Here is a 24,226-nt window from a genome sequence, read left to right on the forward strand (position 1 = left end):
CTCAGCCGCCCTGCCCCATCATCGAGGCGAATTTCGTGGAGGAGCCGGCGCTGAGCAGCGCCTTGTGCAGCTGCAGCTTCTCGATCGCCGCCAGCGCGTCGTTGTATTTCTCGGCGGCCTGGCGGCGCAGGGTGCCGAAACCGTTCTGGGTCTGGCGGATGGTCTCCTGGAATTCGCGGACGATGTCGCCGAAGGTGTCGATATTCGAGGCGGCCCGGCTCATCTCGGAGAGCGTCTCGTTCATGTAGAGCATGGCCAGTTCGACTGCGACGAGCTCCGACAGCAGCGCGATCTCGTCGTCGACGAACTGGTATTTATAGGCGCGCGCCGTCTTCAGCGTCTCGTAGACCGGCGCCGAGGTCAGGCCGATGATGCCGATCATCTCCTCGGTCAGCGCGGTGTCGTCGCGGATCGCGTCCGAGATGCCGCGCACCACGGTTTCGACCCGCGCGAAATACGCCTGATCGCGGGGCAGCGTGACATCCGCCCAGACCGGATTGAGGCAGCGCTCGCGTTCGTCGCATCTGAGGATCGGGACCGTGCCGCCATCGACCAGGGCGAGCAGCATTTCCGGTGTGAAGGCGCGCGGTGCGATGGTGCGGTGACGCGGCCCTTCGTTGTCGTCGGCCGCGCCGGTGGTGATGATCGTGCCGGTCATCGACATGAAGACCTCGCCGATGGCCGGATTGGAGGCGAGAAAGCCGTTCTTCCTGACCGCGCGCCAGGCATAGTTGATGTCGATCGGCACCTGGTCGGCCAGTTCGCCCTCGGCTTCGCGCAGGGTCTCGTTCTGCTGGCCGCCGGTGCCGCAGCCATGCCGGCGCGCCACGGCATCGGCGAACTTGCCGTTCATGCCGCCGACGGTCTGGCAGATATGCTGGGAGGCACCGTCCATCTTCGGCCAGAGCGAGCCCGAGAGCATCTGCCCGGCCTCGCAGGAATTGATGTTCATCGCGTTCACCTCCTGGAGCAGGTCGCGCAGCTTCGAGACCTGTTCGGCAACGGCGGGCGAGAGGCTTTCGAGGGCCAGCTCGAAAGCGAAGGAGGCGGCGTTCTGCATGATCGCCTCCATCAGGTAGATCATCTCGTCGCGGCTGATGAAGCTGAAGGAGCCCCCGAAAATGTCGATGCCGCCGCAGCCGGCGCGCACCGAGGGCAGTTGAACATGCATCATCGAGGCATTGCGCGGCCGGGTGCGGACATAGAGCGAGCCGAGGGTGACATAGCCGCCCATCTGGCCCTGATAGGCCTGCGGGCGGGTGACATTGATGCCGCCGCCGGTGCGTTCCCAGAAATCGCGCAGGTCGTCGCCAAGGCTCTGCGCCACCAGGGGCTCCGGGGCAGCGGCGAGGCCGGCGACCAGGGCAAAGGCGGCGGCGAGTTTGCGAAACATGGGGCAACTCCTAATAGCGTTCGCCGGCGGGGACTTTGGTCACGACATGGACCCGTTCGAGGATGACGTCTTCCGTCAGAAGGCCGGAGCCGATGGGCTCGACCACGCCCGTGCGCGGCTCGACCAGGGCGATGGTGGGCCTCGGGCTGTCCGCGAGACCGAAGGCGCGCAGCTGGCCGGTATCGACGGCGGCCTCGGGAAAGAGCGGATGGAAGGAGCCGTCGGCGCTGACCACGATCACCTCGATGCCGAAGCTCTCGCGCATGCGGGCGACGATCTCGAGCTGCGGCGTGCAGAGCCCGCAGCGGGCCGGATCCTCGACCACGACCATGAAGCCGAGATTGGCGGCGGCCTCGCGCAAGGAGGTCTCGCGGGCGGTGCGGATCTGGTCCTGATAGACCGCGCCGCCCATCTGGCTCATCGGAAAGCGGGTATTGATGTCGAGCGAAGGGGTGCGGAAGAGCACGCGCTGCCATTGATCGGTGAAGGCTGCGGCCATGCGGCTCATGCGCTGCTGCGCCTCCATATAATCCTGCACATGCTCAGGCGTCGGCTCGAGCACGGCGCGGTATTTCAGCTCGTCCATTTGCTTGCGGAAGGTCTCGATCTGCTCGGCATAGGTTTTCGGGGGCGATGCCGATGCTGCGGATGGCAGAGCTTCCGGCAGGGCGTCTGGCGCCGCTGCCTCCTCGGGCTCTTCCTCCGGCGCGGTCGGATCGCAGTAGAAGTTCCAGCCGGTCCGGATCGCATCGCCGCAATAGCCGAAATATGCTCCCTCCCGCGCTGCGACCGCTTGCGGCGCGAGAAGCAAGGCGATGCTCAGCAGCAGCGTGCCGAGAGGGACAGTGGCCCGACCCTCATCCATGGGCACCCTCGCGCAAGGCCAGAAGCGTGGCTCGCAGCCGGGTCAGATAGGCGCGCGGATTGCGATAACCCTCGATGCTGGCCACCACCTGCTGCGTTGCCATGTCCACGATCAGCAGGAGCGGCACCCGCCCTGCCCCATCGGCCTGCGGATGGCCCCGCGCGTCAGCGCAATCGGGAATCGGCGCGATGGGGCGCCCGTCCTGCGAGGCCACCAGAAGCGGCAGGCCCACTGGTTCCGCGGCCGCCTGCAAAACCGACGCCGCCCCCTGGCAGAAGACGCAACAGCTGACCCCGACAAGGATCAGGCCGGGAGGAGAAGACAGGCATTTCGGGATGGTTGCGGCGGCAGGCGCGGCAATGGCGGGGGCGGCGGCAAAGGGAGCGAGCGCGAGGCCGGCCAGCAGATCGCGGCGCTTCATGGCCCACCCTCCCCGCTGATCGCGCCGGCGGTCAGGTCCAGCCGGTCGCGTAGATAGTCTGTGACCATCTCCGATGTCGGCACATTGGCCTCGTTCATCATGTCCTCGAAGGCCTCGGAAAGATCGATCCGGTCCCAGTCGATCCTCTCCATCTCGTCGAGCCGCAGCCCGGTGCAGTTCGGGCTGCGCGCACTGCCCCAATCGGTGCCGGCCAGGCGGCGGATCTCCTTCTGGAAGACCATGGCGAGCTGGCTGTTGAAGGTGCAATAGGAGCGGCGGCGCTGCAGGCAGACGCCGAGGACCCGGCGCGAGCAATAGGTGCCGACATAGATGGCGGCCTTCGCCGCCACCCGGTCCATCAGCGCCAGCTCGTTTTCCGAACATTCGCCGAGGATGCCGTTCGCCCAGCCACTGTCGTTGCAGCAATTGATGGTGCTGAGCGCGCCGATGCGGCAGTTGCGCGCCGCGCCGGCAAACAGGCTCACCCGCTGCATGTCGATGGATTTCTCGCTGTCCTTCGCCGCCTCGTCGAGCATGGTGAGCCAGGCGGCGGCATTGCCGAAATCGGTGTTCGGCTCATCCACGATCCCCTCGCAAAGCGAGCCCACGCAGACATTGAAGGCGGTGCAATGCTCGGGCAGGTCGATCCCGCCGCCGCAGCGGTACCGATATTCCCAATGCTGGCAGCCGGCGGGGGCCTCGCCCAGGTCCTCCTCCGCCTCGACCTCGCTGAGGCAGGTCTGGCCGATCACCTCGCAGGACTGATCGGCCTGAAACGGGCCGCAATCGCTGCGGCTGTCGAGATCCCCGGCCAGGCAGCTGTGGTCCTGGCGGTATTCCCAGCATTCGCGCGAGACCGGGAAACCCATGACGGTGCGCACCGCGGGGCCGGAGGTGCAGACCGCCTCCTCGGCCACGCAGCCCTGTTCCGAAGGCGGCGGATCGCAGGAATTTACCAGCCGGTCCTCGATCCGCTCGATGCGGGATTCGAGCCGCTCCGCCGGGGCGTGATCGCTCAGATCGTTGCGGCAGACCCATGTCGCGCGTTCGAGCTCGCAACCGCCCTCGCCCCGCGTCAGGCAGCGGGTCTCGGTCCGCTCGCAGGCGGCATTCGCTGAGAGCGAGGCGCATTGATCCCCGGTCGTACAGGCATAATCGCGCTCGAACTCCAGGCAGCGGCCGCCTCCGGGCATCTCCCGCTCGCGCCAGACCGCAAAGCAGCCCGTCTCCCCGGTGCAGGCGCGGTAATAGGTCCAGCCGTCGGGCGCGGTGAAGCTGAGCTGGTCGGAACGGGTCTCGTAGCGCACCCCCTCCCAGGAAAGCCCGTAGCCGATCCAGAAGATGCCGCGGCCGAAGATGTCGAAGATCCCGCCGCTGGCCGGCTCGCGGGTCAGCGTCGGCTCATGAGCGATGCAGCGCTCCTCCAGTAGCCGGCACTGATTGCTGGGCTGGCTCTCGGGCAGGTCCTCGGGCGCGCAGGCGCCATCCTCGCCCGGTCTGCAGGTGACGGTGACATTGCCGCGCGTCACGTCGCAACGCCAGCTGTCCTCCCGGTCCACATCGACCACCCGGCTCAGCATGCAGCTCTGCTCGCGCAGGCTGGTATGCGTCTCGCAGAAGCGCTCGAAGGGCTCGAGAACGCCGAAGCCGTCGAATTCGCAGGCCGGATCGGTGCTGGTCGAGCTGCTGAAGTAGCGCCCGGCGATATCCTCGGCCCGGATCGTGGCCTCGTCGGCCACGGTGATGCCGACATGATCCGGGCCGGGATCGTATTCCGGCCGCAGCGTCGCGCTGTCCAGAATGTCCTGAAACCCGCGCGCCGCCATGGTGCCGCCGGCGACGGCCTCGTTGCGGCGCGCCTCGATATTGCCGCTGTCGATGCCGGTTTCCGGGATATCGGTGCCGGCATAGGGCGTCACCACCTCGGCGACCGAACCGCCGCTGAAGATCTCCGAGCCGATATTCGGACGTGCGGCATTGCCGGCGGCGCGGGCGCGCGCGGCCGGATCGGCGATCTCTTCCTGCGCCGGCACGGGCAAGGCGAGCGCAAGCAGGGCAAGCGAGACGATGGCGGCCCGCCCGATCATCTGGCGGTCCCGGCGAGGTCGCGGGCGGTCTCGGCCGCATCGCCATTGCCGGCGGCGATGAGCCGCAGCGCCGTTTCCAGCGGGATATTGCCGTTCAGCCGGTCATGACGCGGCGGCGGATCGCTTTCGCAGGCCGGGCTCTCGCAGGCGCCGAGCCCCTCGCCCAGCACCACCAGGACCGGCACCGCCTGGATGTCGAAACGGCGAAACAGCGTCGGGTCGATGGCGAAGCCCTCGCCGATCTCGTCGCCCTCGAACACTTCATCGAGCCTGGCCCGAGTCTCGAAGACCGAATTCTCGACGAAGCCGCGAAACACCACGGTCAAGCCGTGATCGGCCGCCTCGCGCATCATCTGACGCAGCGATTGCGGCGGCATGGAAAAACTGGCGAAGAGAAGGGCGCGGGTCTCGGCATATTTCTCGCCCTGCCCTTCGGCACCGGTCTCTTCCTCGGCGCCGAGCAGCCTGCGTATGCGCGGATCATTCAGTGCCCGGCTGCGGATTCCGTCGAGATCGCCGATCTCCACGCCCTCGCGTGGCTCCTGGATGGTCAGGCGGTCGGCCAGTTCCTCGCCGCGCGCCTCGGCATCGCGCACGATATTCTCGACCGGCGCGGCGATGGGTCCGGTCGCCCCCGGTGCGAAACGCACCGGGGGGTCATCCTCCTCGGCCGCGGACGGAGCCACCGGGCCGAGGAACGCGAGCGCGGCCAGGAGCGCGCCGGTCAGAGCGCGCAGCAGTTTCTCTTGCGCCACATGAGCCATCCGAAACTCTCTCCCTGATATGGAAATTCGCGCATGGAATCGACGAACTGGGTCGAGGACCCAAGCGGGCCGCAGGCATAGCGGCCGCTGGTCGCCGCGCGAGGCCGGGTCACCTGCAGCCGGTATTGCGATTTCTTGATGATCGGCGCGATGTCGGGCGTACACAGCGCCGAGCTCGAAGAACTGGTATTGCGCGCCAGGCCGAGCCGGTGCTGGCGCGCGATCATCTTCGCGGTCACGGTCTGCGAGGCCTGGATGCCGCCGTAATGGGCATTGCTGTCGCCCTGGATCGGATAAAGCCCGCCCTGGCAGCCATTGCACCAGAAAAGCTCGTCCCGCGGCAGGCTGCCGCTGGAGGCGGCGACGCAATCGGCGGCGCAGGCGGCCTGCGCAACCGGATTGGCGAAGAGGATCGCCTCGGGATTGACGATGGTGTTGAGCTCGGCGTCCTGCCAGAGCGGATCGAACTCGCTGATATAGGCGATGTCGAAAGCGGTGTTTTCAAGGCAAAGCCCGTCCACCACCGTGCCGAGCCAGGAGATCAGCGGGTAATAGTAGTAATGCACCTGCCATTTGCTGCCGGTCTGGTCGCCGTCGGAACTGGTCACCGAGGATTTGCCGATGGAGAAGAGGCCGAGATCGGCGCTGAAGCCCATATTGACGAAACAGCCGGCTTCATTGGCGACATCGGTGAGCCGCGCCGGCTCCCAGAGCCCGATGGCCAGGCCGATGCGCGGCGGCACGCCCGCGCAGAGGCAGACCGGCAGCGAGGGATTGGGGGTGTCGGGACGGGTGTTGAGCACCCGGATGGCGCCGATGGAGATCGGAAAGATGCAGTCCCAGCAAACCTCGGTGATCGGGTTGAGGAAGCGGGCATTGCATTTGGCCTGCACCTCGCCACCGGCGAGACCGAGGCCCAGAGCAAGGGCCAGCATCGCGGCAAGGCGTTTCATGGCCGTTCCTCCGCGACCGGGATTTCCTCGACCATCAGCAGCGGATCGGCGCGGGTGATGATCGAGGGCAGCCGCTCGAGACCGAAGCGGTCGACGATGACGCCGTCCTGATCGAACCAGAAGCGCCGCCCATGCGCGCGCATGAGATCGAGCGGGGCGCCGCGGGCGATGACGATCAGCGTGTCGAGTTCATTGCCGTCTTCTAGCGCTAATTCCACCTGGTCCGGCGCATCGCCGTCTATGACCACGATCCGCTTCGAGAAGCCGGACCAGGCCAGCGGGTTGACCGTCGTGCCGGCCGCGGCGAAGATCTGACCATTGTGATCGGCGAGATCGCGGTCAAGCGTGATCGAGGGATCGAAATGCCAGGCGCGGTATTCCGCGGCCGGCGGCAGGTCATGCGCGGCGGCGGGGCGTTCGAGATAGTCCCGCGTGCGGGCCTGCATCTCGCGCTCCATCCGCGCCAGCTCGCCGTCGTCTTCCATGGCGCGCAACCGCGCCATGATCTCCTCCAGAAAATCCGGCTCGGCGATCGGAAACACCGTGCCGTAGGTGCCGAAATTCTTCGCCCATGCCGCACCGGCGCCGATCAGCGGCATGGCCAGCGCGAGACCGATCAGTAATCCTGCCCATCCGCCCATGCCTTCAGGTCCTTCCAGTTGGGAACGAGATTGGTGCCGAAACCGACGGCGACGATGCGGTCGCGCGAAAACAGGCCGACGGTTTCGTAACGGCTGTCGAGCGAATCCGGGCTGGTCCCGAACGCCGCATACATGCCCGGCGGGATCTCCCCCTCGGGCAGCGGCGACGCAAAGGGCGCGTCACCGCGCATGACCGGCGGATGGCAGGTGCCGGCAACGCAGACGGCGCCGTCCACATGACTGATCCGGTCGCCCGGCATCCCCAGCACCCGCTTGGTGAAATAGAGCCCCTCGAAACGGTCGGCATAGGCATGCGGCGGCAGAGCAGCGATCACCGCGCCGCGCCAGACAAGTTTCGGCCAGGTCCACATCAGATAGGCGTTGTCCGGCATCGAGCTCGAGGCGTTGATATTGAGCCGGAAGGCATTGAGCGCCCAGAAGCCGGAAAGGCAGAAAAGCGCGCCGAGCACCATGAAGCTTCGGCGAGCGATCACGCGCGCCCTCATGGCCGGCCTCCCCGGACGGCAATCTTCTCCAGCGCCTGCTCGGCAACCTGCGCGGTAATGTCCGGGGCGCCCGAGAGAACCACGGCCGAGTTCACCACGATCACCGCGTTCTCGCGCGCGAATTCCGCGATCGCCGCTTCGAGATCGGCCTGGTATTTCAGGGCCTCGGTCTCGTAATCGGTATCCGACAGCTCGCGGCCGCCGGCCTGGATGAAGCGCAGCACCGCCTCGGTCGCGTCGATGGTCACGATGCCGGTGGGCAGGCCGGCGGGTCCGGTGGCAAGAACAATCGAGAGCGTGATCGCAATGCTGGCCATGGCGGTCAGGCTATGGGCGATGAGGTGGACGAGGTTCATGGCGCGCCTCCGCATTCCTCGGCCTGGGCCTGCGCGCTTTCAGACGCCGCAATGGCCGCAAGATGGGCGCGCCGCACCCGGCACCAGACCCGATAGGGATAGTGGCAGCGTCGCCCGAAGGGATAGGCTGCATCGAGGGCCTGCCAACGGGTCTCAAAGCTCGCCCCCGGCGGCAGATCCGCTTCCACCCGGGCGATGACCGCCCGTGCCGTGTCGGCCCAGGTGCCGCGCTCACCCTCACCGCGCAGCCGGGCACGCCGGAAATCGTCGCGCGCGGGTGTCATTCCACAGCCCCCTCTTCGACGAGAATGCGGATGGCCTCGACCGTGCTTCGGCCCTGGTCCTTCAGCTGGCGGATCTTCGCGACCGTCGAGCCTTTCGAGGAATAGACCGCGAGGCAGAAGGGATCGAGCAGCAGCCTGCCGAAGAACCAGCCGCCCGGCCCCTTGATGCCCATCTCGGAAAACAGCCCGCGCACCGATTGCAGGGATTTCAACTGGCCGGCGATATGGGGCGAGACGGAAAGCCGCCGGTCGGCCACCAGCCGGTCGATGGTCTCGGGCTTCTGGGCCAGAAACACCGTCCAGTCGCTGTTCTGCAGGCAGACCGTGGCCGCGACATTGTTGTAATAGTCGTCGATGGACTGGGTGCCGGTGATCAGCGCGCCGGTATATTTGCGCGCGCGCCGCACCACGCCCTCGATGAACTTCGCCGTGGCATGGGTCTGGAGCAGGTCCCAGGCCTCGTCGATCAGGATCGCCACCGGCACCGCCCGGTCGGTCTTGAACATCAGTTCCGTGCCCAGAAACATGATCATCTGCAGCACCACGTCCTGCAGAACCCGCTGGCCCTTGATGTCCGAGAGCTCGAAGACCGTGAAATCGCTGTCCAGCCGCAGGTTCGCCGGCCCCGCGAAATAGGTCCCGTAAGGCCCTTGCCGCGTGAAGGCCTGCAGCTTGACCACCACGTCGAGCAGCCGGCGGTCCTCGGCGGCGATGGCCTGCAGCCGCTCCCAGACATCGGTGACCTCGGCGGCGGGACCCTTCTCGTCCCAGACCTCGCCGACGATGCGGCTGATGAATCCCTCCTCGAGATCCTCGACCCGCGACTGCCCGCCCTCGCCGAGCGCGGCCATCGAGGCGAAGATCCGGGTCAGCAGTTCCACCGCATCGGCGCGGTATTCGTCGCGCGCCATGTCGGCGGGCGAGAGCATGGAGAAGGGGTTGAGGCGGATCTCGCGCGAGCCATCGAAGCCCACGAAACTCCCGCCGATGATCTCGACCGTGGTCTTGAAGGAATAGCCGTCGTCGATCACCACCACCTTGCCGCCCGAGGCATAGATCGAGGTGACGAGTTCCTGCATGAAGACCGACTTGCCGGCGCCGGACTTGCCGACCACCGCGACATTGTAATTGCCGTCGGAGAGGAAATTGTCCCAGTCCATGATCTGGCCCTGGCGTCCGAGCAGCAGCACGCCACGTCCGCTGCCCGATCCGGTCCATTCGCCATGCAGCGGCGCAAGCGCCGCGCCCGCCTGTGCCTTCAGGATCTTCATGCGCTGGAGCCGCTTCAGGTCGTCCATGCGCTTGCCATGGACCGTGAAGGGCAGCGCCGAGAGGAAGACCGGAAGCTGGATGAAGGTATCCGTTTCCAGGACCAGTCCCGCATGGCGGTAGATCTTGGCCAGCTCGGCCAGCGCATGCCGGGCGTCCTCGGTGCCGCCGAGCGTATAGGCGCAGGTCACGAAGACGGTATCGAGCAGCTTCTCGCCCATCTCGACCGCCTCGTTGACCGCTTCGAACTCGCGCATCTTCTCGGCCAGGTTGCCGGCGAAGCGGGCGAATTGCGTCGATGCCGTGTGCTGAAGCCCGGCGCGCTTTTTCATCAGGAAGGAGGAGGCGTCGGATTTGGAGCGGACCCGCATGCTGAAGGAGGTGAGTACCGGGCCGACCGGACGCTCTGAGATGCGTTCCGGCACGCCGTTCAGCAGCATGCCGAGCGCGAATTCCCAGTCCTTGGGGTAGCGCCGGACGCTGGCGCTGGCCACCGCCATCGGCGGATCGCCCATCAGCGCGATGGCCGAACGCCTGACCTGGAGCCCTGCGCCGGGCAGCTGGTAGTTGAGCGCCTCCTCGTCGCTGTATTCGAGCTCGGAGATGCCGGCGAGGCCGCGGCAATGCAGCAGCTCGCCGAGCAGGCGCAGGAAATCCGCGGGACCGGTATGGCGCACGAATTGCTCGCCGCCGAAGACCGAATAGAGCGCGCGGCGGAAGTTCCGCAAATCCTTGCGCTGGCCGAGATCGGCATCGCCGTCGATCCAGCAGGCGACGAAGATCCGGCGCTGATGCGGCACCGCCTTGATGACGTGATCGGTGCCGTAGCGCGCCGCCCGCAGATGGGCCATGCGGCGTTGCGCCATCTCGCGGACGAGTTCGTCCCCGGTCAGGCGGTGTCGCGCCCACCGGATCAGCGGCGCATCGATGTCGGGCGAGGTCCAGTTCAGGAACTGGATCGTGGCATTGTTCGGGGCATTGGCGTTGATCACCGATTGCAGGTTGGAGGCCACTTCGTCCGAGCCCACCACCGGGTTCACCTCGATCAGGAAGCCGGTCGAGTTCTCGTTGAAATAAAGCTCGGTCTCCGGATCGAAGATCCGGTAGGGCAGTAATTCCGCCACGACATGACCGGCAAGCGAGTCCGGCTCGTCCTCCGACCAGTCGGGATCGTCGAAGAGCCCGGCGAGGAGCGGCTTAAGCACCCGCATCACGACCGCGCCTGTGCCCAACGGGCTTCCCGCACCACGAAATGCACGAAGCCCGCCTCATGGAGCAGCCCGTCGGTATCGAGATGCGGCGCGATCCAGAGCGTGCCGACCTGTTCGGGGATCCGGTATTGCGCGGCCCGGTAGGGCATGCCGCCATCGCCCATGGCGCCGGGCGGCGTGCCCCCGCCCTTGCCCGCCGCCACGACAAGCGGCGCCTGCGAGATTTCCTTGCCGAGCGTGTCGGCGCGGCTCTCGCGGACCGGGATCGCCGCCATCCGCCCGCCGGGATCGGCGCGGGTGATGGTGGTGCAGGGCGATCCGCCGGTCTGGGCCGGACAGAGGAAATCCTTCTCGGTGGTGGTGCCGCCGCAGGCGGCGAGCAGCGGCAGGACCAGCAGGGCGCATAGCGCCCCGGGTTTCGCGCCGAATTTTACGGGGGCGATCATTTGAGCGACACTCCTTCCATGAAGACGACTTCGACCTCGGTCCCGGCATAGAGCGAGACCACGGGCTGATATTGCTCGGCGCGCTTGATGTAATATTCGGCCAGCCGGTCGGCAGCGTTGCCGGCCGCGCCGCCGACCATGCCGGTGCCGGCCCCGGCCAGGACCGAGCCGACGGTTTCTGCCCCGTCGTTCGAACCGGCGATGGAGGCGGCCGATGAGATGGCGTCGGCGAAACCGCCCAGGGCGCCGGCGATCGCGGCACTGGAGGCGAGATTGCCCTCGCGCGAGACCACATGGCCGCGCACCCCGGCCTTGCCGGATCCGGCGACGAGGCCGGCGACCTGGGTTTCGATCACCTGGTTGCCCCTGCCCATGCAGGTCAGCGTGGTGAGGCGGACATAGACCCGTTCGCTGGAAAGATCGCCCATGGCCGAGCCGAGCACGGTGCAGCCGGTGATATTGATCCGCCGCCCCTGTCCCGCGCCGGTAGCGGCGGTGATTGCCGGGCCAGTGAGGCGCACCAGCACCGGGACCGGATTGTCGCGCGAGACCACGCCGGTCGAGGCATCGACGCCGGAGATCACCACGGCGGGCGCATAGCTGCCGGCGGGGATGTAATTGCGCAGGTCATGGACGGAAGAGGACCGTTCCTCTGCGGCGGGGGCGGGCGGTTCCGGCAGTGGTGCGAGGTTGAAATCCACCGAGAATCCCGGCCCGGGGGGCTGGGTGGCCGTCCCGGTCCCCTGCCCCGGCACGGCGCTGCGTGTGCCGCCGCCGGCAATGAACTCCTGGCCATAGTTTTCCCCATTGGGGCCGAGAGCAGCGCCGGGGGGCGCGGGAATTGCCGCACCGCCGGTGCCTTCCTTCAGCGCATTGATCTCGGCCTGTTGGGCGACGATCACCTCGTCATATTCCGCCCGCAGCGCCTCGATGCCGCTCTGTTGGCTCTCGGTGAGGGCGGTGACCGTGGAGGTCAGTTCAGAAACGGTGCGGCCGAGCCGCTCGATCTCCTCGCGGCTCTGGCGCGCCCAGCTCAGTTCCGGCGAGGCCTGCGAGGTGCGGTCGGCGATGATGGTCTCGTCGACCCGGTTGCCGGCCCCGCTGCCCTGGAACACCGCCCGGCGCGCGTTCATCACCTGTCCGAGAACGAATATGACCAGCAGCAGCGCGCCCGCCGCGAGGCCGAGGACGAGCCATTGCTGTTTCTTGCGCCCCATCAGCCCTTCTCCAGGACCACGACCCAGGCGCGCTGGTTCGGGCCCAGATCGTTGCGCTCGACCCAGACCCCCAGTACGCGGCTGGTGAAGAAATCCTGTGGTCGGACGTAACGGCCGCTGCGCCCACCGGCGGCAACCAGCACCCGCGCCCGCATGCTATTGGCCGACAGCGTGGCGATCCCTGTCCCGTGCCCGCGCGCCGGCGGCGCCTTGCCGGCAATATGCCGGTCGATGGCCGCGCGGGTGAGCGCGACCAGGCTCGAAGCATAGCCACCGCCGCCCTCGCCGGCCGCCAGCTCGAATGTTGGCGCCGGCTTGTCCGCCGTTGCGCCGCTGGCGGCAGAAACCGCCGCAGGGCTGTCGGGCACCCCGTTCACGGTGACGATCACCGTCTCGGCGCCGAGATTTTGTCGCGGCGTCAGCTCATAGCCGAAGGTGACCCCGCGTTCAGTGATGATATAGCCGGTCTCGAGCCGCAGCTTGTCCAGCGCACCCGCGAAGCGCAGGAACACGTCGCCGGTGGATTCGTCGTTCATCTCCTGGAACTGGCTCTCATCCTTGACGATCCGGCGGATGCGATCGCCCAAGACGCTGATCCGCGTCACCTCGCTTGCCGAGGCGGCAATCTTCACCGATCCGTTCGGCCGGACGGTGAGCTTCTGGTCCGCCAGCGCAGGCAATGCCAGCATTGCGGCCGCCAGGGACAGGACGATCGTCCGTTTCATTCCTCGGCCTCCAGAAGTTCGATGCGCGAAAGCCGGATCGAGGCACCCTCCTCGACGAAGGTGAGCAGGATCCGGCGGGGACCGTTGGTGACTTCGGTCGTGTCGAGATAGGTCGCGAGCGTGCCATCGACGGTGATCTGCAGCCGCTGGAGGTCGTGGCCGATCCTGCCCGGCCGGAAGACGGTGGAAATCCGCCGCAGCCGGATATCGTCGGCGATGTCGTCATAGGCGGCGAGCAACCGGGCGCGATCCGGCGCCGCGGCGATGCGCTCGATCACGTCCCGCCCGTAGCGGATCGTGGCCGGGCTGACCGTATACATGGCATAGACCGCATCCAGGCTCAGTGCCTCGATATAGCGGATATCGGCGGCGCCCCGCGCCACCATGCCGTCCGAGACCCGCGAGGGAATCAGCACCACCTGCGAATCCGTCTGGCTGATGCGGTAGCTCAGTGCGAAATTCGTGGCGATGGAGAGGCCGAGGAATACCGCGAGCAGGTTGCGCGCCCGTTGCGCGGCCTTCATCTTCCGGCTGAGAACCGAGACGTTCATCAGCCCCTCCACATCGTGACGGAACTGTCGGGCCAGGCACGCACCGGCCCGGCCTCGCGCGGCAGGTACCAGTAGAGAAGCGCCAGCATGCGCTCGAGCCCGCCGTCTCCCTTCAGGCGCTTCCAGAGCACATAGCTCGCCGCGCCGAGGATCATCCCGGCCAGCGCGGCCTGCAGCGCGACGCCCACTCCGAAGGGCAGGAGCAGCGCCAGCCCCTCGTCCACCGGGAAAAGCAGGATGCGGGACTGCTCCTGGAGCCGCTGCTCGATCTTGACGACATTGTCCTGCATCGGAACGATCCTCGGACGGGGACTGCGGTAAGAGAGAGCCGCAGGGCAAGACCATGCGGCCCATGCGGTCAGGCCTCCTGGCCGGCATCGGGCGCCGCGACAGGCGCTTCCACCATGTCGATGGTCGCCGTCACACCGCCGATCGAGCTGACGATCGCGACGCCGTAGCCGAGGAAGAGCGATACCGCGACGGCGGTGATCACATAGGTCCAGCGCCCCGTGGCCATCAGCGTGATGGCGGCGATGATGATCGAAATGATCAGGACCAGATAGCCGCCGGCGCCGTTCATCAGCGTGGTCAGAGTGGTGGTGATGCTGGTGAAGCCGGCCTCGACGCCGGTGCCGGCACCCGCCGCGAAGGCGGCAGCCGGAAGCAGGGTGGCCGCAAGGGCCACCAGGAAACGCAAGGGTCTCATGGAGTTACCTCAGTCTGTGGAAGTGATCGGCGTACCGGTCGGGGGAACAATAAACGTTCATCACAGCAATGCAATATGATTCACACAATAAATATGAATTGTTGCTTGACTGGGGTGGCTGTGGGAGGTTGCGCTTATGCTGACAGGATGTGCAACGCACTCCCGGATCGGTCACACTGTCGGGAACCGTCGTGAGGACCATTGAAGGCGAGAGCCGCGCGCAACTACACCTGCGTTGAAAAGACTGCTGTGCGCGTCACTGGCAGGAGTTGAAAGGGGAGAGCGTGACGAGATGACCGTCGACATCGAACCGGCCGGGCTCGGCTCCGCGGCAGACCACGCCCATGAACTGGCCTCGGATCGCGAGGAACACGCCGCCGCGATGGCGATCGCCTGCGATCTCCTGGCACTTCACGACCGGCATCGCGCGGCTTGGCTGCGGCGGCAGGCCTGGGAGTGGCGAAGGGGAATCGTCTGGCTATAGCCCAAAAACCGGACGGTCGAGCCGCCTCACAGCGTCGGTTTGCAGAATAAGAAGGCGTCGATGCCGTAGAGCCTAGCGGCGTCCCTCTTGGGGGTCCGCACTTCCTGCTTTGAGCTGCGGATGACCGCGTTAATTCGTGCCAGAGAGATCAGAAACGATCCTCGCTCATCCAGCGAAGCGTCGCGGCAGTACCGTCGTCGAATGAGCCGATCCGAACTCGAGGCAGACCTCATCATCGCAGATCTGTCGGGGATCCCATGAACTGTCGCCGCGTAGACGGCATGATGGGAACCGCCTCCGAGGCGACGGTTGGCCTCTTGCCGCCAAGCTCTCTGCATCCATCTACACAGCGATCGTCTTGTCCCCGCCAGCGGCCTGTTGGTTGAGATGTGCGTGCAAGTCCCAGATCGCCTTGTTGTCCGCGACTTGCCCTTCGAGAGGAACGGTCACATCGCGGGCAGGGATGCGATCAAGCAGCTTGAACAGGCCAATGACAGTCTTGATGAACTTCACGGTTGCGTCGCGACTGTTGAGCAGCAGGAGGCAGTGCCCATCGGGCCGCTGTAGCATGATATACCATCCCTCCACTGGCTTGACGCCTGTTTCGCCTCGCGCGAACAGTTTGACGACAGCGCCCTGCTCAATCTCTCTCCCCGCGTTGCGTTCGAACACGACGTAGTTATCAGTCCGATCTCCCATGATGCATCCTTCTGCTCCTGGACTCCCACTGCGGGAGCCTCGGGTCCGCAATACGACAGTCGTGATTCATTGATGCGTTATGCTGCAATTAGTATCTTTTGCAGCAATTTGTGATCATTTGCAAGATCTCATGTTTTGCGCGAGTTCCGGTTTCCGCCACGTAACAGGGCAGGGATTGTCGCGCTTCGACCGGTCGCCATCGCGAAAACTGCATTGAGAGCCGCGAGACTCGCCTCTGCACCTTCTCGGCATTGCTGTGCCGGGTCGAGATGTCCTGCAGCGCGGCATATTTGCGGTTTGATATGCGTTGTGTACTTGATATTTGTATATTGCATTGAGAATCATAAGTTGCATTAAATATGAATTGTTGTGACGCTAGGGAAAGGTGCCGCACTGTCGGCTGTCCGCAGTTGCCGGCCACCAAGATCTCAGGAACCCGGACGGGTTGGCGGCGACTGTCGTCGATTCCCTTCGATCCCGTCCCAAAGAGAAAGGTGCCTTATGTCGGGAATGGCCATGACATCCGTCCGCTTCAGGGAAATCCTGCTCCAGACCAAGCAGTTGATCGTCGTGCGCAGCGAAGCGCAAGGTCGGACCTGGTTCACGCTCGAGACGCTTGTCGATGGCCGGACCTGCTGCTTCCTGTCGCTGTCACGCACCTCGGCACCGAAGCGCTTCCGTTCTCCAGACAAGGTCACCCGGTTGGTGTCCGGTTGGGGTATGCCTGCCGTGACCATGCCGTTGCAGCCGGGTCGATCGGTCAACCAGCTTTCCGCGGCGACCTGCCGGGCAATAGAAGCCGGCCTCACATCCGGACGTCGCGCCAAGGAACAAGGCGACGACCTCGATTTCCCCACCGAATGGGGACCGATCGGAGAGTTGCTCGCGGCCGGTCGACCGCCGGAGGAGATCGCCGCCAGCAGCGGCCTGCCGCTATCGACGGTCAATTTCCTCGTCACCCGAATCCGCGATGGGCGGGGAAGCATGTTCGATGACGCGTGACAGGCGTTCGACCGCGGCGGAAGGTGTCATGCTGGTCGGGACGGCCAGCACGACCGCGCCCAGAATGGACACGTCTTCATCGAAAAGGACATGAAGATGCTTGCCCGTGTCGGTTCTCAGCAGCAATCCGATCCGGCTCGCTCCATCCGCTCTGTCCCGCTCCGGCCAGACGGCATGGAGATCATGCGTCCTCGCGGCATAGCCTGGCGCTTTCTTCGACATGGGACTGCTCCTTCCTGGAATTCTACGTCGGCGGGCGGCTTCAAGGGCCGCCGATTCCGCCATGCCACGCGCGCAGAAGGAGAAAACCACCTCAGATTTAGCTTGTTGATGATCGAATCAACCAACGCGCGATCACGCAACGACGTTGCCGAGCTTGCACGCGCGCGAGGACCGCCAGGACATACAGGCAAATGTCGAGCCTGAAAAAGAGAAACCCCCGCACGAAGGAAACCATCGCGGGGGGCTGCATGGGACGTCCATCCCAATTCCAAGAGCAAGGAAAGCGTAGCCCGTCCCGTTGATCCTGGCAAGCCGCAACCGCAGTTTCTGCGGCCGGACTTCTATTGCCAGGTCCACTGCGCCTGTCCGGAGCAAAGATAACGATGAACCCATGTCCAGATCAGTCGATTTCCCCAAATGAAGCTTTCCCGGTCCTGCCTGGAACTCTTCAGCGCGGCGATGTGGAAGGGTTGTTGATCGACCTGCGCCGGGTACTGCACATCTCGCCCGCCCGCCTCGAAGCGCTGTTGGCGATGATTCGGCGAACCAGGCCGTCCGACTGGACCGACCCTGGAACGGATGCCGTCTGTTTCGCGCAGCAACAGCAACTCGCAGGTGAACTGGGCAAGACACCACGGGCGCTGCGCTATGACGAAGCGGCGTTGGTCCAGGCCGGTTTCATTGCCCGATTCACCATCGGCAACGGCAGGCGCTGCGCGCTGGCCGGGCCCCTGCCAGCCAAGTATGGGCTCTCCTTCGCGCCGCTGATCCGGCGGATCCGGCACCTGCTGGAATTGCGGGAGCTCTGGCAGCGCGAGCGCGTCCGGATTCGCGCCGAACGGCTGACCTGTTCCGCGCTACGCCAGCAGTTCAGGCTGCTGCTTGGCCGGCTGCAGGACACCGACGCGCACCACCCGGGCGTCATCCGGCTGGCCGAGCTCCGAAGGACATGGCCCCGACGCATGGACAGTCTTCATAGCTCCGGCGACATCGAAAGGCATCGCCAGGAGGTCGAAGGCGCCCTGAGGCAAGCCTCGGATCTGCTCGCGCAGCTGCAGGAATCTTCCGGTGAACCGGAAAACCTCTTCCGGCTCCATTTACAGGATTCAACCGCAAAACCATCTGAATCCTGTAGCGGCCGGGAAACCGGCAGCCCGGCGGCGGCCGACGGCGCCCCGGACGAATCAACCGAGCCACCTGCGCGCGGAGCGGATCTCGACCTGCCCTCATCGGGGCGGCTTTACGACCTGGCCAGCGACGAGATGCGGCTCTGGATCGATGGGTTCCGGCAAGGGCGTGACCGAACGGAACCGACCGACATCCTTCAGGCCGCCGCACGCCGGGTGCCGGAGCTTGGGATCAGCCAGACCGCCTGGCGCGAGGCCACCGACCGCATGGGACCGATGCGCGCGGCGCTCGCCGTGCTGGTGATCGATGCCAACCGCGATCATCCGGTCACACCGGTCAAGAACCCCGGCGGCTTGCTGCGCGCCTTCACGCGGCTTCACGTTACAGGCCGCCTCAATATGACCGGCAGTCTCTTCGGCCTGATGGAGCGGAAATCGGGTCAGGGCAGGCGTCTGGCGGCGGATTATTTCTAGGAAGCGAGGAGCAAATGCGGCGTTTCGATATCGACGGAAAGGTGATCGGCGAAGATTCCGCCGGATTGCAGGATGTTCTGGAAGCAGCCTATCGCGAGCGCCTGCGGCCCCTCTGCCTGTGCAGATCGCCGGGCGTTCCGACCTATATCGCCCGGATCGGCGAACAGCACCTGATCAAGCGCATGCCCTTCACCGCCCGCGCCCATCACCCCTCTTGTCCGTCCCACGAGACGCTGGCCGGTATTGCGGCGGAGGACGATCCCAGGGATGGGGCCATCCGGCTCGATCCCGAGAGCGGGACCGCCGCGCTGCGGCTCGGCTTCAGCCTGTCGAAATCCGGCCCCCGCACAGTTTCCGAAACCGACGGCGGCGAGCCAGGCAGTGTCGCGGGCGATCAAGGCACGCTGTCGTTGATCGATCTCCTGCACCATCTCTGGCACGAAGCCGAACTCACCGTCTGGACCGCGCGCTGGACCGGCAAACGACACTGGCCCGTTCTGCGCTGGCACCTGCTGGAGGCGGCGAGACAGATGACGATCCGCGGTCGGCCCCTCGCGGAGCGCCTGGTCATCCCGGAGCCGTTCCGCGCCAGCGCGAAAGCCGCCATCGAACAGCGCCGGGCAGCCACGCTGGCGCCAATCCGGCCGCAATCCGGTCGACCGGCGCGGCTGATGATCCTGATCGGCGAAATCAAGAGCTTCGCTGCCGCGCGGAGCGGCCATCGACTGATCATCCGGCATATGCCTGGCTTCGACTTCCTGCTGGAGGAGGCGATTCACCGGCGCCTCCGCAAACGTTTCGCGATCGAACTCGATCTTTGGGAAGCGGATCCCGAATCGCACCTGATCGCCATCGCGACTTTCTCTCTCAAGCCATCGGGTCTGGCGGCAGTCGAGGAGATCGCGCTGATGCTGGTGGCGGAAAACTGGGTTCCCTGCCGCTCGCTCCCCGAAAAGCAACTGGTCGCGGCGCTGGCGCGGATCGGCACCCGCAGCGTCAAGCTGTTGCCGGACCGGCAAGCGACGCAACCTTCACCGACAGCCGTCCTCTTGCGCAGACCCCGCCCGCTTGCCCTCTATATCGTTTCGCCACCGAACAGCGTGGAGGACAAGGCGGCCTTCGAGAAACAGATCGCGGCACAACCCGACGCGGACGTCTGGGTCTGGGACATCGAAAAGGGAGGAATCCCGCCCTTGCCGGTTCGGTAAACCACCGGCACGCCTCGGGTTACGCCGATTCGCTCCGCACCAGATCGGGCAAGTTGCTTCGCAGTTCGGCGATATTCTCGGCAGAAACCTCGAAAAGCCCGGCAACGGTTTTCAGCCCGTCATAGGCGACGACGGGACCGAGCCGGTCGAACCGGCAACCGGCGCGCCGCAGGATCCGCTCAAGATACAGATCGTAGACCGACACCACATTCTGGATGCCCGAGCGATAGGCCGTACTGAACAGTCCTAAGAGCAGCGACCTGGTGACCAGGTTGATGCCGTCCACCGCATAGGTCCGGGCACTATCAGTGTCGACGCAGAAACGAGAGCTTTCCCAGATCAACGGATGCCGGATCATCGTAAGCGTCCGGCCTGAGCGCTACCCGGGCCATTTCCAAGGCAGCAGGTCATCGACCTTTGTGATCTTGTAATCAGGGATACGGGCCAGGGTGTCGGCGAGCCAGGCATGGGGATCGCTGACGTTGAGCTTGGCTGTTTCGATCAGGGTGTAGGCGATGGCGGCGGCCTTTCCACCTGCCTCGGAACCGACGAATAGGTAGTTTTTCCGCCCGAGGGCGATGGCGCGCATGCCGCGTTCGGCGGCGTTGTTATCGGGCATGCTGTTTTCGGCGCCCTTCGAATGGCAGGCAGCTCTGACCGGGTCATGGTAAAGTTGCCTTGTCGGGACAGGGGCGCTGGAGTGCGAAGAAGCGGGCAGGCCGAATTGACTATGAGCTGCGAGCTCGCGTTGTTATCTGGCCGCCCCTGCGACGATCCCGTCTGCGCCGCGAGCGCGTATCCGTAGATGTCGCACCGCCCGCGCACTCCCCTATCGACAACAGGGAGGATTTTGCATGCGGTCGATTGGAATGGATGTCCATCGAAGCTTCGCGCAGGTCGCGATCCTTGAGGATGGAAGGACGACAGAGATCAGGATCGAGCTTGATTATGATGCGGTGGTGGCTTTCGGGCAGACCCTGCGCCCCAATGACGAGGTCGTCCTGGAGGCGACGGGCAATACCGCAGCCATTGTCAGGCTTCTGACGCCTTTCGTGGCGCGGGTCGTCATCGCCAACCCGCTGCAGGTGAAGGCCATCGCCCATGCGCGGGTCAAGACCGACAAGGTGGACGCCAGAATACTGGCGCAGCTCCATGCCGCAGGCTTCCTGCCTGAGGTCTGGGCCGCAGATGATCAGACGCTGAACCTCCGGCGCCTGGTTTCCGAACGCGCCGCGACGGTGAGATCGATCCGCCGGGTCAAGAGCCGGGTCCAGGCTGTCCTGCACGCGAACCTCGTCGCCAGATATACCGGGCATCTGTTCGGCAAGGGCGGTCGACGCTGGCTGATCACCGCCCCACTGCCGAAGGCAGAGCGCGATCTGCTGGCCCGGCATCTGGATGAATTGGACTGGCTGGCGGGAAAGCTGGCAAAACTGGATCAGACGCTGGCGCGTCTGGCGCTCGAGGACAGCCGCATGCGCAAATTGATGAGCATCGCCGGCATCAATGTCGCGGTTGCCACGGCGCTGATCGCGGCGATCGGCGACATCTCCCGCTTCTGCGCGCCGGATCGCCTCGCAAGCTATTTCGGGCTGACACCCCGGATCCGGCAGTCCGGCGATCGTGGCGCCATCCATGGCCGGATATCGAAGCAGGGGAATACGATCGGGCGCACCATGCTGATCGAAGCGGCCTGGTCGGCGGCCTCCGTGCCGGGACCATTGCGCGCCTTCTTTCTGCGGATCAAGGATCGCAAGGGGCACAATGTCGCCGCTGTCGCGACCGCGCGCAAGATTGCGGGACTGGTCTGGCAGTTGCTGACAAAGGAGGCGCCGTATCGATGGGCTCGTCCGGCCTTTGTTGCAATGAAGATGCGCAAGCTAGAACTGCGCGCCGGTGCCCCGCGAGCCCATGGGCAAGCAGGACCGGGCCACGATTACTGGATCAAGGAAATCCGCCACCGGGAAATGGAACTCCTCGCGCAGGCGGAAGCGGCCTATGCCTGCATGGTCAAAGCCTGGAGGGACAGGCCACCAAAACCACACAAGACCTGAGAAAGGGGCTGTTCAACAACATCCGTGTCGAGTTCGAGGATGCCGTTGTCGAGGTAGGGGCGCAGGCGTTCCATCCTGGTGAGGGCGTATCGGATGGCGGCCGCTAGCGGGGATTTCCCCGAGATCGTGGTGAGTTGCATGGCCAGCCAGACTTCCAGGTCATCGAAGACCGGGGCGGCATGTGCCTTACGGAGTTCGGCGCGGCGGTCCGGTGGCGAACCTCGGGCTTCCTTCTCGACGGCATAGAGCCGGGCGATGCGGCCGATGGCCTCCTCAGCGATCGGCGAACCTTGCGATCGGTGGATGTCCACGAACTTGCGCCTGACATGGGCCATGCAGGCGACCTCGCGGATGGCGCCGGAACGGTAGAGATCCTCGAACCCGGCATAGCCGTCGGCATGCATCCAGCCGCGGAAACGGGCCAGATGATCCTTGGGGTGCTGACCCTTGCGGTCGCCCGAGAAGCGATACCATGCGGCAGGCGGAGCATCGCCATCCCATGGGCGCTCATCGCGGGCATAGGTCCAGAGCCGGGCCGTCTGGGTCTTGCCGGTGCCGGGCGCCAGCATCCGCACCGGCGTATCGTCGGCGAAGATCGCCTCGGCCGACAGGACATGGCGCCCGATGGCCTCGGCCAGTGGCTCCAGAAGGGTGGTGGTCTTGCCGACCCAGTCGGCCAGGGTCGATCGGTCGAGATCGAGCCCTTCGCGGCCGAAGATCTGGCTCTGGCGATAGAGGGGGAGATGGTCGGCATACTTGCTGACCAGCACATGGGCCAGCAGACCCGGCCCGGGGCGACCGCGCTCGATCGGGCGCGACGGCAGCGGGGCCTGGACGAAGCGTTCGCAGCAAGCGCAGGTCAGCCGGGGGCGGACAATCCGGTTCACGATGAAGCGCCCAGGAACATACTCCAGCTCTTCCGTGACGTCCTCGCCGATCCGGCGCAGGCGACCGCCGCAATCGGCACAGGCATCGGCGCCGGGCATCAGTTCCACCTCCATCCGGGGGATATGATCCGGGATCGGACGGCGCTTGGGTTTGCCCTTCTCCTCGATGTCCGGCAGACGCATCCGCGCCGTCATCGCGGCGGCCGCGATCTCGCTGGCCTCAAGAGCCAACTGAAGCTGTTCTGCCGTCTCCGAGGACGCGCCGAACCGGTGTGCCCGGTGCCCGGCCAGTTGGTGCCGCAGCTTCTCGATCAGGATCGCCTGCGCCTTCACCTCGGCCAGAAGCCGCGCGGTGAAGCTGCGCAACTCCTCGGGATCTTCCGGCAGGGTCAGGGTCTGATCGAGCATGCAAGGAGTTTATCCCACGGGATTCCTTATGGGAATCATTCTCTTGTGGCCCCCCCTGATTATCCCGCTGCCAAGGGCCGCCACGTTCGCTCCGGGGCACGCCAGTCGATCCCTTCCAGGAGCATCGACAACTGCGCCGGTGTCAGCGCCACCTTCCCCTCCTTGGCCGAGGGCCAGACGAACCGGCCCCGCTCCAGCCGCTTCATGAACATGCAGGCCCCCTGGCCATCCCACCAGATGACCTTCACCAGATCACCGCGACGGCCGCGGAAGACGAAGAGATGCCCGCCGAAAGGATCCTGCTTCAGCACCGCCTCGGCCTGCGCCGCCAAGGAAGCAAAGCCCTTGCGCATGTCGGTGACCCCGGCAGCCAGCCAGACCCGCGTGTTGGCCGGAACCGGGATCACGCCGAAAGTCCCCGGATCAGCCGCGCCAGCGCCTCAGGATCATAGCTGCCGCTGATCCGCATCCGGTGACCGCCCGCCAGCTCGATCTCGATGTGGTTCTCGGCGGCAGGTGCCGCCGGAGTAGACCTGGTCTCCGCGACGATCTCTACGGGCAGAAACCGCGCCTCCTCTGCTGGGCGCGCAACCGAGGTGGGGTCCGGCGCATAACGGGGATCGCGCAGCCACTTGAAGATCAGGTTCGCGTTCACCGCGTAGCGCCGCGCCACCTGAGCCACGGAAACGCCCGGCGCCGCCGTCTGGAAACAGATCGAACGCTTCTCCTCATCCGTCCAAAGTCGCTTCGTCCGACGCGCCACGCCATCACCATAGTGTCCACTATCAATGGTGGACACTATCCGCCTCTTTCACCACGCGGCAGGGCGGTCAGGCCGGACGCTTACGGATCATCTCCCCGGCACCCATGACCTCGGGAAACACATCCGCCATCATGTAAGGCCCGGTCGTCGGCAGGATCCGAAGCGAGGCGAGAGCCGTCGAACCGTCGACATAGCAGATATAGACCGGGTTCATCGCATCGAAGCGATCCGATTCCATCCCGTTTCGCACCTCGACCCGCCAGCCTCGTCGGTCGGCGAATTGCCGCGCCCGCAGGCGAAACATGCTTTCGAGGATAGCCGGATGGGAGTGTTCCAGTTCCACCCTGCTCTTGATCATCAGCATCGAAGTTCCCCCGATCATGGATTTCTTGGGGATCAGTGGCTTCGGCTGCGTGTTTTGTCCTTCCCTCAGAAATAAGGGATCGCGGGCGGCGCTCGACCACGCCGGCGCGCTCGAGGGCCGGATGCGACCGGCATATTGA

The 24,226-nt window shown here is 65.6% G+C and carries 28 protein-coding genes and 1 pseudogene; 5 read left to right on the top strand and 24 right to left on the bottom strand.

Features of this window, described 5'->3' with window-relative positions; all coding sequences use genetic code 11:
- Position 1: 1 nt before the first annotated feature.
- The 17 genes from FE811_RS03415 to FE811_RS03495 all read right to left on the bottom strand — a co-directional run bounded on the left by FE811_RS03415 (position 2) and on the right by FE811_RS03495 (position 14,395).
- The gene (locus FE811_RS03415) at positions 2-1,393 is read right to left on the bottom strand and encodes a conjugal transfer protein TraH (RefSeq protein ID WP_140846638.1); all 1,392 of its coding nucleotides are present in this window, start codon (positions 1,391-1,393) and stop codon (positions 2-4) included.
- A gap of 10 nt (positions 1,394-1,403) precedes the next feature.
- Positions 1,404-2,258: a conjugal transfer protein TraF gene (locus FE811_RS03420; RefSeq protein ID WP_140846642.1), complete on the bottom strand. Its 855-nt coding sequence runs from the start codon at positions 2,256-2,258 to the stop codon at positions 1,404-1,406.
- Positions 2,251-2,679 carry a conjugal transfer protein TraF gene (gene traF, locus FE811_RS03425; RefSeq protein WP_140846644.1) on the bottom strand — a complete coding sequence of 143 codons (429 nt, stop codon included), beginning with the start codon at positions 2,677-2,679 and terminating at the stop codon, positions 2,251-2,253. Before traF ends, FE811_RS03420 begins: the two co-directional genes overlap by 8 nt.
- The gene (gene traN / locus FE811_RS03430) at positions 2,676-4,766 is read right to left on the bottom strand and encodes a conjugal transfer protein TraN (RefSeq protein ID WP_140846647.1); all 2,091 of its coding nucleotides are present in this window, start codon (positions 4,764-4,766) and stop codon (positions 2,676-2,678) included. The genes traF and traN overlap by 4 nt, the downstream gene beginning before the upstream one ends.
- Positions 4,763-5,530 (bottom strand): type-F conjugative transfer system pilin assembly protein TrbC, encoded by a 768-nt coding sequence (trbC, locus tag FE811_RS03435; RefSeq protein WP_140846649.1) that lies wholly within the window; start codon positions 5,528-5,530, stop codon positions 4,763-4,765. The genes traN and trbC overlap by 4 nt, the downstream gene beginning before the upstream one ends.
- Entirely contained in the window at positions 5,491-6,483 is a 993-nt protein-coding gene (gene traU / locus FE811_RS03440; RefSeq protein ID WP_140846651.1) for a conjugal transfer pilus assembly protein TraU, read from the bottom strand. The genes trbC and traU overlap by 40 nt, the downstream gene beginning before the upstream one ends.
- Positions 6,480-7,124, bottom strand: coding sequence for a hypothetical protein (locus FE811_RS03445; protein ID WP_140846654.1), 645 nt, complete (start codon positions 7,122-7,124; stop codon positions 6,480-6,482). The genes traU and FE811_RS03445 overlap by 4 nt, the downstream gene beginning before the upstream one ends.
- Positions 7,100-7,597: a S26 family signal peptidase gene (locus FE811_RS03450; protein WP_370362659.1), complete on the bottom strand. Its 498-nt coding sequence runs from the start codon at positions 7,595-7,597 to the stop codon at positions 7,100-7,102. Before FE811_RS03450 ends, FE811_RS03445 begins: the two co-directional genes overlap by 25 nt.
- A gap of 29 nt (positions 7,598-7,626) precedes the next feature.
- Positions 7,627-7,986, bottom strand: coding sequence for a TrbI F-type domain-containing protein (locus FE811_RS03455; protein WP_140846658.1), 360 nt, complete (start codon positions 7,984-7,986; stop codon positions 7,627-7,629).
- Positions 7,983-8,270: a hypothetical protein gene (locus FE811_RS03460; protein ID WP_140846660.1), complete on the bottom strand. Its 288-nt coding sequence runs from the start codon at positions 8,268-8,270 to the stop codon at positions 7,983-7,985. The genes FE811_RS03455 and FE811_RS03460 overlap by 4 nt, the downstream gene beginning before the upstream one ends.
- Positions 8,267-10,750: a TraC family protein gene (locus FE811_RS03465; protein ID WP_140846662.1), complete on the bottom strand. Its 2,484-nt coding sequence runs from the start codon at positions 10,748-10,750 to the stop codon at positions 8,267-8,269. Before FE811_RS03465 ends, FE811_RS03460 begins: the two co-directional genes overlap by 4 nt.
- Complete coding sequence (locus tag FE811_RS03470) at positions 10,750-11,196, bottom strand: TraV family lipoprotein (RefSeq protein ID WP_140846664.1); 447 nt, start codon at positions 11,194-11,196, stop codon at positions 10,750-10,752. Before FE811_RS03470 ends, FE811_RS03465 begins: the two co-directional genes overlap by 1 nt.
- On the bottom strand, positions 11,193-12,413 hold the full coding sequence (locus tag FE811_RS03475; RefSeq protein WP_140846667.1) for a TraB/VirB10 family protein: 1,221 nt from the start codon (positions 12,411-12,413) through the stop codon (positions 11,193-11,195). The genes FE811_RS03470 and FE811_RS03475 overlap by 4 nt, the downstream gene beginning before the upstream one ends.
- The gene (locus FE811_RS03480) at positions 12,413-13,138 is read right to left on the bottom strand and encodes a type-F conjugative transfer system secretin TraK (protein ID WP_140846670.1); all 726 of its coding nucleotides are present in this window, start codon (positions 13,136-13,138) and stop codon (positions 12,413-12,415) included. The genes FE811_RS03475 and FE811_RS03480 overlap by 1 nt, the downstream gene beginning before the upstream one ends.
- Positions 13,135-13,689, bottom strand: a complete 555-nt coding sequence (locus FE811_RS03485) for a TraE/TraK family type IV conjugative transfer system protein (protein WP_140846672.1) — start codon at positions 13,687-13,689, stop codon at positions 13,135-13,137. Before FE811_RS03485 ends, FE811_RS03480 begins: the two co-directional genes overlap by 4 nt.
- Positions 13,689-13,979: a type IV conjugative transfer system protein TraL gene (gene traL / locus FE811_RS03490; RefSeq protein ID WP_140846674.1), complete on the bottom strand. Its 291-nt coding sequence runs from the start codon at positions 13,977-13,979 to the stop codon at positions 13,689-13,691. The genes FE811_RS03485 and traL overlap by 1 nt, the downstream gene beginning before the upstream one ends.
- 68 nt (positions 13,980-14,047) lie before the next feature.
- Entirely contained in the window at positions 14,048-14,395 is a 348-nt protein-coding gene (locus FE811_RS03495; RefSeq protein ID WP_140846676.1) for a hypothetical protein, read from the bottom strand.
- Positions 14,396-14,687: 292 nt separating this feature from the next.
- On the opposite strand from FE811_RS03495, the gene FE811_RS03500 reads away from it, so the two are divergent.
- Positions 14,688-14,879, top strand: a complete 192-nt coding sequence (locus FE811_RS03500) for a hypothetical protein (RefSeq protein ID WP_140846678.1) — start codon at positions 14,688-14,690, stop codon at positions 14,877-14,879.
- Positions 14,880-15,221: 342 nt separating this feature from the next.
- On the opposite strand, the gene FE811_RS03505 is transcribed toward FE811_RS03500, so the two are convergent.
- Positions 15,222-15,578, bottom strand: a complete 357-nt coding sequence (locus tag FE811_RS03505) for a hypothetical protein (RefSeq protein ID WP_140846680.1) — start codon at positions 15,576-15,578, stop codon at positions 15,222-15,224.
- A gap of 510 nt (positions 15,579-16,088) precedes the next feature.
- Between FE811_RS03505 and FE811_RS03510 the strand changes: the two genes are divergently transcribed.
- From FE811_RS03510 to FE811_RS03520, 3 genes are all read left to right on the top strand, one after another.
- Positions 16,089-16,580, top strand: a complete 492-nt coding sequence (locus FE811_RS03510; protein WP_181180809.1) for a hypothetical protein — start codon at positions 16,089-16,091, stop codon at positions 16,578-16,580.
- 605 nt (positions 16,581-17,185) lie between these two features.
- Positions 17,186-18,403, top strand: a complete 1,218-nt coding sequence (gene repC / locus FE811_RS03515; RefSeq protein ID WP_140846684.1) for a replication initiation protein RepC — start codon at positions 17,186-17,188, stop codon at positions 18,401-18,403.
- 14 nt (positions 18,404-18,417) lie between these two features.
- Entirely contained in the window at positions 18,418-19,611 is a 1,194-nt protein-coding gene (locus tag FE811_RS03520; protein WP_140846686.1) for a DUF1173 family protein, read from the top strand.
- Between the two features lie 19 nt (positions 19,612-19,630).
- Here FE811_RS03520 and FE811_RS03525 read toward each other — a convergent pair whose 3' ends face one another.
- Both FE811_RS03525 and FE811_RS03530 read right to left on the bottom strand, forming a co-directional pair.
- Positions 19,631-19,969, bottom strand: a complete 339-nt coding sequence (locus FE811_RS03525) for an acyl-homoserine-lactone synthase (RefSeq protein WP_140846687.1) — start codon at positions 19,967-19,969, stop codon at positions 19,631-19,633.
- 21 nt (positions 19,970-19,990) lie between these two features.
- Positions 19,991-20,221 (bottom strand): annotated as a pseudogene (locus FE811_RS03530) (transposase domain-containing protein); the annotation flags it as partial.
- 259 nt (positions 20,222-20,480) lie between these two features.
- On the opposite strand from FE811_RS03530, the gene FE811_RS03535 reads away from it, so the two are divergent.
- A complete protein-coding gene (locus tag FE811_RS03535; protein ID WP_140846787.1) occupies positions 20,481-21,665 on the top strand; it encodes an IS110 family transposase in 1,185 nt (394 codons plus the stop codon).
- Here FE811_RS03535 and FE811_RS03540 read toward each other — a convergent pair.
- From FE811_RS03540 to FE811_RS03555, 4 genes are read right to left on the bottom strand one after another with little or no spacing between them, the layout of a single operon-like run.
- Positions 21,608-22,960, bottom strand: a complete 1,353-nt coding sequence (locus tag FE811_RS03540; protein WP_140846691.1) for an IS66 family transposase — start codon at positions 22,958-22,960, stop codon at positions 21,608-21,610. The genes FE811_RS03535 and FE811_RS03540 overlap by 58 nt on opposite strands.
- Positions 22,961-23,019: 59 nt before the next feature.
- On the bottom strand, positions 23,020-23,367 hold the full coding sequence (gene tnpB, locus FE811_RS03545) for an IS66 family insertion sequence element accessory protein TnpB (RefSeq protein ID WP_018000156.1): 348 nt from the start codon (positions 23,365-23,367) through the stop codon (positions 23,020-23,022).
- Positions 23,364-23,759: a transposase gene (locus FE811_RS03550; protein WP_018000155.1), complete on the bottom strand. Its 396-nt coding sequence runs from the start codon at positions 23,757-23,759 to the stop codon at positions 23,364-23,366. The genes tnpB and FE811_RS03550 overlap by 4 nt, the downstream gene beginning before the upstream one ends.
- 31 nt (positions 23,760-23,790) lie before the next feature.
- Positions 23,791-24,087 (bottom strand): acyl-homoserine-lactone synthase, encoded by a 297-nt coding sequence (locus tag FE811_RS03555; RefSeq protein WP_255469623.1) that lies wholly within the window; start codon positions 24,085-24,087, stop codon positions 23,791-23,793.
- Between the last annotated feature and the right edge of the window lie 139 nt (positions 24,088-24,226).

The sequence above is a fragment of the Paracoccus sp. FO-3 genome (assembly GCF_006386455.1).
Classification (GTDB): Bacteria; Pseudomonadota; Alphaproteobacteria; order Rhodobacterales; family Rhodobacteraceae; genus Paracoccus; species Paracoccus versutus.

Bases quoted from the DNA above. Each gene is read 5' to 3' on its own strand.
- FE811_RS03415 (WP_140846638.1), bottom strand. From the start codon at position 1,393: ATGTTTCGCAAACTCGCCGCCGCCTTTGCCCTGGTCGCCGGCCTCGCC.
- FE811_RS03420 (WP_140846642.1), bottom strand. From the start codon at position 2,258: ATGGATGAGGGTCGGGCCACTGTCCCTCTCGGCACGCTGCTGCTGAGC.
- traF (WP_140846644.1), bottom strand. From the start codon at position 2,679: ATGAAGCGCCGCGATCTGCTGGCCGGCCTCGCGCTCGCTCCCTTTGCC.
- traN (WP_140846647.1), bottom strand. From the start codon at position 4,766: ATGATCGGGCGGGCCGCCATCGTCTCGCTTGCCCTGCTTGCGCTCGCC.
- trbC (WP_140846649.1), bottom strand. From the start codon at position 5,530: ATGGCTCATGTGGCGCAAGAGAAACTGCTGCGCGCTCTGACCGGCGCG.
- traU (WP_140846651.1), bottom strand. From the start codon at position 6,483: ATGAAACGCCTTGCCGCGATGCTGGCCCTTGCTCTGGGCCTCGGTCTC.
- FE811_RS03445 (WP_140846654.1), bottom strand. From the start codon at position 7,124: ATGGGCGGATGGGCAGGATTACTGATCGGTCTCGCGCTGGCCATGCCG.
- FE811_RS03450 (WP_370362659.1), bottom strand. From the start codon at position 7,597: ATGGTGCTCGGCGCGCTTTTCTGCCTTTCCGGCTTCTGGGCGCTCAAT.
- FE811_RS03455 (WP_140846658.1), bottom strand. From the start codon at position 7,986: ATGAACCTCGTCCACCTCATCGCCCATAGCCTGACCGCCATGGCCAGC.
- FE811_RS03460 (WP_140846660.1), bottom strand. From the start codon at position 8,270: ATGACACCCGCGCGCGACGATTTCCGGCGTGCCCGGCTGCGCGGTGAG.
- FE811_RS03465 (WP_140846662.1), bottom strand. From the start codon at position 10,750: ATGCGGGTGCTTAAGCCGCTCCTCGCCGGGCTCTTCGACGATCCCGAC.
- FE811_RS03470 (WP_140846664.1), bottom strand. From the start codon at position 11,196: ATGATCGCCCCCGTAAAATTCGGCGCGAAACCCGGGGCGCTATGCGCC.
- FE811_RS03475 (WP_140846667.1), bottom strand. From the start codon at position 12,413: ATGGGGCGCAAGAAACAGCAATGGCTCGTCCTCGGCCTCGCGGCGGGC.
- FE811_RS03480 (WP_140846670.1), bottom strand. From the start codon at position 13,138: ATGAAACGGACGATCGTCCTGTCCCTGGCGGCCGCAATGCTGGCATTG.
- FE811_RS03485 (WP_140846672.1), bottom strand. From the start codon at position 13,689: ATGAACGTCTCGGTTCTCAGCCGGAAGATGAAGGCCGCGCAACGGGCG.
- traL (WP_140846674.1), bottom strand. From the start codon at position 13,979: ATGCAGGACAATGTCGTCAAGATCGAGCAGCGGCTCCAGGAGCAGTCC.
- FE811_RS03495 (WP_140846676.1), bottom strand. From the start codon at position 14,395: ATGAGACCCTTGCGTTTCCTGGTGGCCCTTGCGGCCACCCTGCTTCCG.
- FE811_RS03500 (WP_140846678.1), top strand. From the start codon at position 14,688: ATGACCGTCGACATCGAACCGGCCGGGCTCGGCTCCGCGGCAGACCAC.
- FE811_RS03505 (WP_140846680.1), bottom strand. From the start codon at position 15,578: ATGGGAGATCGGACTGATAACTACGTCGTGTTCGAACGCAACGCGGGG.
- FE811_RS03510 (WP_181180809.1), top strand. From the start codon at position 16,089: ATGGCCATGACATCCGTCCGCTTCAGGGAAATCCTGCTCCAGACCAAG.
- repC (WP_140846684.1), top strand. From the start codon at position 17,186: ATGAACCCATGTCCAGATCAGTCGATTTCCCCAAATGAAGCTTTCCCG.
- FE811_RS03520 (WP_140846686.1), top strand. From the start codon at position 18,418: ATGCGGCGTTTCGATATCGACGGAAAGGTGATCGGCGAAGATTCCGCC.
- FE811_RS03525 (WP_140846687.1), bottom strand. From the start codon at position 19,969: ATGATCCGGCATCCGTTGATCTGGGAAAGCTCTCGTTTCTGCGTCGAC.
- FE811_RS03535 (WP_140846787.1), top strand. From the start codon at position 20,481: ATGGATGTCCATCGAAGCTTCGCGCAGGTCGCGATCCTTGAGGATGGA.
- FE811_RS03540 (WP_140846691.1), bottom strand. From the start codon at position 22,960: ATGCTCGATCAGACCCTGACCCTGCCGGAAGATCCCGAGGAGTTGCGC.
- FE811_RS03555 (WP_255469623.1), bottom strand. From the start codon at position 24,087: ATGCTGATGATCAAGAGCAGGGTGGAACTGGAACACTCCCATCCGGCT.